Origin of the sequence: Luteibacter sp. (assembly GCF_051958795.1) — a bacterium.
Taxonomy (GTDB): domain Bacteria; phylum Pseudomonadota; class Gammaproteobacteria; order Xanthomonadales; family Rhodanobacteraceae; genus Luteibacter.
On the sequence record NZ_JBQCFT010000315.1, the window covers coordinates 1 to 4,063 of the forward strand.

4 protein-coding genes are annotated in these 4,063 nt (G+C 66.2%); all 4 read right to left on the reverse strand.

What is annotated here, in order from left to right; translation table 11 throughout:
- Positions 1-78: 78 nt before the first annotated feature.
- On the reverse strand, positions 79-1,500 hold the full coding sequence (locus ACTHLF_RS16335; protein ID WP_440328593.1) for a DegQ family serine endoprotease: 1,422 nt from the start codon (positions 1,498-1,500) through the stop codon (positions 79-81).
- A gap of 113 nt (positions 1,501-1,613) precedes the next feature.
- A complete protein-coding gene (locus tag ACTHLF_RS16340) occupies positions 1,614-2,279 on the reverse strand; it encodes a sigma-E factor negative regulatory protein (RefSeq protein WP_440328594.1) in 666 nt (221 codons plus the stop codon).
- Positions 2,276-2,872: an RNA polymerase sigma factor RpoE gene (gene rpoE, locus ACTHLF_RS16345; protein ID WP_440328595.1), complete on the reverse strand. Its 597-nt coding sequence runs from the start codon at positions 2,870-2,872 to the stop codon at positions 2,276-2,278. Before rpoE ends, ACTHLF_RS16340 begins: the two co-directional genes overlap by 4 nt.
- A 123-nt stretch (positions 2,873-2,995) precedes the next feature.
- Positions 2,996-4,063 (reverse strand): putative bifunctional diguanylate cyclase/phosphodiesterase (locus ACTHLF_RS16350; protein WP_440328596.1); only part of this gene is annotated, 1,068 nt, incomplete at its 5' end.

Consider the following 4,063-nt stretch of genomic DNA (forward strand, 5'->3'; position numbering starts at 1 on the left):
CGGCCGCCTTGGCCGGTGCGAATCCCGCATTATCGCATGGAAGGCGGGCCACCGCCGAGGGTAGCCCGCCCTGCCCGGCTATTTGTCGCTGGGCACCGTGATACCGACGAAGCGCGTTGAGTCGTCGCGACGGATAAGCAACATGGCCGTGTCGCCCTCCTTCACGCCCTTCACGGCGTCGCGGAAAGCGCTGGCGCTGCCGACGCGCTTCTGGTTGACCATGAGGATGACATCGCCTGACTGTAGGCCCGCGGTGGCGGCGGCGCGACCGGTGATCTTGCTGATCACCACGCCTTCGCCGGCCTTCAGGCCGAGTTCGCCACGCGTCTGGGCGTCGATATCCTCCACGGCCACGCCAAGGGCCGCAGCGGTACCGCCCGACGAGCCGCCGGCCGCAGCGTCGGCCAGGGCGTTCTTGTCGCGTGGCAGTTCGCCGACCTTGACGTCCACCGTCTGCTTCTTGCCATCGCGAAGGATGTCCACTTTCGCCATCGAGCCAGGCCTGGTGATCCCTACCAGCGGGGGCAGGTCCACCGACTGGGTGATCGGCGTGCCGTTGAAACCGAGGATCACGTCACCCTGCTTCAGCCCGGCCTTGTCCGCGCCGCTGCCCGGCGTGACCTGGGCGACGAGCGCACCATTGGCGTCCGGCAGGTTGAGGTTTTTCACGAACTGGTCGACCGGCTGCACGGTGACGCCGAGCATGCCGCGCGAGACGTAGCCCTTCTCCTTGATCTGCTGGACCACGTTCATGGCCACGTCGATGGGGATGGAGAACGACAGGCCCTGGTAGCCGCCGGAGGTGGAGTAGATCTGCGAGTTCACCCCGATGACCTGGCCCTGCAGATTGAACAGCGGGCCGCCCGAGTTGCCACGGTTGATCGGCACGTCGGTCTGGATGAAGGAGGTGTAGGGCTGGTCCCCGCTACCGAGGTTACGGCCGACGGCACTGATGATGCCGTGGGTGACCGTGGCATCCAGGCCGAACGGCGAACCGATGGCCAGGGCCCACTGGCCGCGCTTCACGCTGCGCGAATCGCCGATGGTGACGGTGGGCAGCGCGCTCGCATCGACCTTGAGCAGGGCAATGTCGTACTGCGGATCCTTGCCCACGACCTTCGCGGTGAAGGTGCGGCGATCCTGAAGGCGGATCTTCACCTCATCGGCATCGTCGACCACGTGGTCATTGGTGAGCACGTAGCCATCGGCGGAGATGATGAAGCCGGAACCGAGCGAGGTCTGCTCGCGTGGCTGCATGGGCATGCCGGGCATGCCGAAGAAACGGCGTAGCAGTTCGTCCTGGTCATCGGGTGCGATCTGTGCGCCCCGGCCGGATCCCTTCTGCGCGGGCTTGCCCGATGATTTCGCCTCCACGTGAACCACCGCGGGGGCATTTTTCTCAACGATGCCGGTGAAATCGGGCAAGGTTTGAGCCTGCGCGCCGACGCTCGCCAAGACGAGCGCGCCACCGATCAGCGCGCGTACGTGCCAGGATGCCATGGGTGTTCCTCCTTCATTTTTCAGGCATGGCTGCCCGTGCGGCGGCTGCGCCGCACGGGGTTAACAAAGAGGGGGGATACGGCGCGCCGGGGACGGCGGCGCACCGGGGAGCCTTAGCGGGCGCCGGACGCCGCTTGCGGCTGCGCGTAACGCGTGCCATCCGGGCGGGTCATCAGCAGCTGGTACTGCGCGCGGCTGGCATCACGCGCATCGACCGGATGTGCGCGCTGGATCTGGTACGGCGTGGAACGCGGCAGGTAAGCCGTGGCCGCGTCGTCACTGGAACTGTCGAACGCCGCCTTCTGGGTGAACTGCGAAGCGACGTTACCCGTGAGCCAGCGCGGGGCGACCGGGGCGGATGCTGGTTCCGGCGCGGCATCGGCCAGATCCGCACCGGCGGACGTGGCGGCATGATGTGCGATCTCCGGCGCGGCGCCGTGGTTACCGGCGGGTTGCGAAACCATGAGCGCGGCGACCGCGACACTGGCGGCGATGGCACCACCTGCCGACCAGTGCAGCCAGCGACGGCGCGGCGCGGCCACGGTCGTGACCTGCTGAGCCGACTCGGCTTCGATAGCCGCCATGACCCGATCGGCGAAACCCGCCGAGACCGGTGGCAATGCCTCGTGGCGCAGGCCGTCACGGCCAACGTGGTAGCGCGACCATGCGTTCGCCAGGGCCGAATCGGCCTCAAGGCGGCGCAACAGGAAGCGGATCTCCTCCCGTGACAGCTCTCCATCCATGCCGGCGGAGAGAATTTCCCGATTGGCTTCGCTCATGGGGTCTGGTCCTCGCGGTCGGACAACAACGGCCGCAATTTTTCATCGATGGCCTCGCGGGCCCTGAAGATACGCGAACGGACGGTCCCGATGGGACAATCCATGGCGGCGGCAATTTCCTCGTAACTCTTGCCTTCCACCTCGCGCAGGGTAATCGCGACCCGAAGTTCTTCGGGCAAGGCTTGGACAGTAGAAAACACCGTTTGTTCCACCTGTTCCCGCATGAGTTCACGCTCAGGCGTGGCGCTCTCGTGCATGCGGGTGGCGCCGGGGACGTAAACCGCATCCTCGGCGTCGATATCGCCGGTCGGCGGGCGCCGGCCCATGGCCACCAGGTGGTTCTTGGCGGTGTTCACGGCGATCTTGTAAAGCCATGTGTAGAAAGCACTTTCGCCGCGGAACGAGCCCAGCGCGCGCCACGCGCGCACGAAGGCCTCCTGGGCGATGTCCTCGCACTCCGTCCAGTCATGGACATAGCGGGAGATCAGCGCGACCACCTTATGCTGGTACTTGCGGACAAGCAGATCGAAGGCGCGGCGGTCCCCCTGTTGCACGCGTTCGACAAGTGCTTGATCCAGTTCGTTTTCGCCCATCCGGGCCGTCTCCTCAACATCATTCGGTCCAGTCGCGGGCGCAGATGAGACCTGCCGGGGCCCCGCAAGTTCAATCATGCGCGCCCTGGACGAAAATATGCGGTTCGTCAGATGAAGCTCAAGCTAACCCGTCGCAAGCGCCTGGCCCTCGGCCACGATGCGCTCGCGCTCAGCCAGGAGCTTGTCGAAGGTAACCGTGGGCAGCGGACGGCAGAACAGGTAGCCCTGCAACTCATCGCAGCCGTTGGCCTTCAGGAACTGCAGGTGCTGCTCGATCTCCACGCCTTCGGCCACCACGCCGCGCTTGAGCCGGTGGGCCATGTCGATGGTGGCGCGGACAATCGCTTCGTCATCCGGATCGACACCGATGTTGCGGACGAAGCTCTGGTCGATCTTGATCCGGTCGGCCGGCAGGCGGCGCAGGTAGTCGAGCGACGCGGCGCCGGTGCCGAAGTCGTCGATGGCAATGCGGCAGCCCATGGCATGCAACGCGTCGAGGGTTTCCACCAGGTGCGGCACCGTCTTCACGCTGATGCTTTCGGTGACCTCGAGCTCGAGCAGCGACGCATCCAGCCCGGTGTCTTCGAGCGCCCTGGCCACCACGGCCGCCAGGTTGTTCTGCATCAGCTGCACCGCCGACAGGTTCACGCCCAGGCGCAGGCCCATGCCGTAGCGATCTTCCCAGGCTTTCGCCTGCGCGCACGCGGTGCGCAGCACCCATTCGCCGATAGGAACAATGAGGCCACTGGCTTCCGCCAGCGGGATGAAGAAGCCCGGGCTGATCATCCCGAGCTCGGGATGCTCCCAGCGGACCAGCGCTTCCATGCCCACGATGTCTTCGCTGCCCGCGTCGACCTGCGGCTGGTAGAACACCCGCAGCTCGCCGTTGCGCTCGGCGTGGCGCAGGCGGGCCTTCAGTTCGCCCTGCTGTTGCTGGGCCGTATCCACGTTGGCCGCGTAGACCTGGTAGTTGTTGCGGCCCAGGCTCTTGGCGCCGTACATGGCCTCGTCGGCGTGGCGCAGCAGGAGCTCGCCCTCGACCGCGTCGTCCGGGAAGAAGGCGATACCCACCGATACCGTCGCCTGGAGTTCGGAGCCATCGTCGAGAGGCAGGGGCACTTCCATCGCCTGGACGATTTTCTCGGCGATGCGCAGCACGTCCTCGCGCTTGATGATGTGGCGCAGCACCAG

What these genes read in the sequence shown, in the direction of transcription:
- ACTHLF_RS16335 (WP_440328593.1), bottom strand. Translation starts at nt 1,500, where the DNA reads ATGGCATCCTGGCACGTACGCGCGCTGATCGGTGGCGCGCTCGTCTTG.
- ACTHLF_RS16340 (WP_440328594.1), bottom strand. Translation starts at nt 2,279, where the DNA reads ATGAGCGAAGCCAATCGGGAAATTCTCTCCGCCGGCATGGATGGAGAG.
- rpoE (WP_440328595.1), bottom strand. Translation starts at nt 2,872, where the DNA reads ATGGGCGAAAACGAACTGGATCAAGCACTTGTCGAACGCGTGCAACAG.